We start from the raw sequence: 2,075 nt of genomic DNA, 5'->3' as shown, positions 1-2,075 counted from the left end.
CATCGACAACAATCCCAATGGCAAGTACCAATGCGAAAAGCGTAAGGATATTAATCGTAAAGCCTAACACCATCAAAAAGAAAAATGTTCCTATAATTGCTACTGGAACCGCAATAGCTGGAATAATCGTAGAACGAAAATCTTGTAGAAAAAGTAGAACAACGATGAAAACGAGGATAAATGCTTCTATTAAGGTATGCTTTACCTGTCCTGTTGCTTCATCCAAGCGATCCTTTGTACTCATTAGCTTATAGTACCCAATGCCAGGCGGAAAGCTCTTTGAAAGTGTTTCAATCTGTTCATTTACACCAATTTCGATATCATTAGCATTTGATCCAGAGGTTTGCATAATGGCAATCGTAACCGCTTTTTTACCATTCGATAAATTGTCACCACTGTATGTTAGGGATCCTAACTCAATTTTGGACACATCCTTTAAGCGAATCAAGTTTACACCATCATTCTTAACGACTATATTTTCAAATTGTTGAGGCTTATTTTTCTTCCCTTTATAGCGAATTACGTATTCTAGAGCAGAGTTGGATTCCACTCCTAACTTCCCTGGAGCTGCTTCTAAACTTTGGTCGGCAATTGCGTTGGTAACGTCGATTGGTTCTAGACCATAATTAGCCATTTTCCTCGGATCTAACCAAACTCGCATTGAGTAGTCTTTCGCTCCGAAAACCATAGCCTGCCCTACGCCAGACACTCGCTTAATAGATGGTATAAGGTTAATATTCGCGTAATTTTGAAGAAATTTTTCATCGTACTGATCTTTTTCAGCATATAGGTTAAAGATCATAATCATACTATTCTGCTGCTTAGATGTGGTTATCCCCATCCTGATCACTTCCTGTGGTAGTACTGGTGTTGCTTGCTGTACTCGGTTCTGAACGTTGACAGATGCTTGATCGGGGTCTGTACCCTGTTTGAAAATTACTGATATTGAGAAAGATCCATCATTACTAGCAGTAGATCTAACATATTGCATGTTCTCTACTCCATTGATCTGTTCTTCAAGAGGAGTTACAACAGAACGTATAACAGTTTCACTATTACCCCCGGGATATACCCCCGAAACCATCACGGTGGGAGGTGCGATATCGGGGAATCTGGTTACGGCCAAACGGCTTAGCCCGAGCCCCCCAGAATTACGATAATCAAAGAGATTACTGTCGCCAACACAGGGCGATCTATAATTTTTTTCAGCATGGTCTTTTGTGTTGATTATTTCAACGAATCGATTGATATAATTTTGGGAATTACACCAACCCCCATTTGCAGCATGTCTATTCGGTTTACAGCGATCTTATCTCCAGCCTTAATACCTGACTTGATAAAGTAGCTATCTACAGTCTCTCCATCTACTTCCACTGGTGTCATTCCTACTTTTGAGCCATTTTCAAGCTTATAGACGAATATTTTGTCTTGGATATCCTTAGTTGCGATTTTAGGAATTTTGATAATATTTTTTATTGGTTGGTTGATGATGATTTGGCAAGCTCCCCCTGATCTAAGGAGCTTATTAGGATTGGGAAAGATAGCTTTCATCGAAATACTACCTGTTGTTCTATCAATATTTCCACTAGCAGCTTCCACCTTTCCTATCTGATTATATCTAGACCCATCAGCTAGTATTAACTCAACTTTATTGTCTACCCCTCCATTAGATCCTGATCTTTTCATTCTAAGAAATTCTACTTCACTTATTGAGAAATAAACATATACTGTTTTTATGTCTGATAGTGTTGTCAGTGGTATTGCATCTGTTGGTCCCACCAAGCTACCAAGCCTGCTTGGAATACGTCCAATGTACCCACTTACCGGTGCTTTAATACTAGTGAAGTTATAGTTTATTCTCGATGAACTCAGAGCAGCCTTTGCTTGCTCGACCTGTGCCGTTGCTGATTCATACGCAACTTGGGCAGACTTTAATTGGATTTCAGATACAACTTTACCTGCTACTAGTGGAGCAATTTTATCGATTTCTAATCTAGCTACTGCCTGATTTGCTAAAGCGACTTTTAATGCTGCATTGCTTCCATTGACTTGTTCAGAATATATCTCTGGTTTGA

General features: G+C 39.4%; 2 protein-coding genes. Both read right to left on the bottom strand.

Features of this window, described 5'->3' with window-relative positions; translation table 11 throughout:
• Positions 1–1,087 (bottom strand): efflux RND transporter permease subunit (locus BWI92_RS26435; RefSeq protein ID WP_229363611.1); only part of this gene is annotated, 1,087 nt, incomplete at its 3' end.
• A gap of 140 nt (positions 1,088–1,227) precedes the next feature.
• On the bottom strand, positions 1,228–2,075 hold an 848-nt coding region (locus tag BWI92_RS26430), incomplete at its 5' end, for an efflux RND transporter periplasmic adaptor subunit (protein WP_141234952.1).

Origin of the sequence: Flectobacillus sp. BAB-3569, from assembly GCF_002270355.1 — a bacterium.
Lineage (GTDB): Bacteria > Bacteroidota > Bacteroidia > Cytophagales > Spirosomataceae > Flectobacillus > Flectobacillus roseus.
This window is presented reverse-complemented; position numbering and strand designations above follow the sequence as displayed.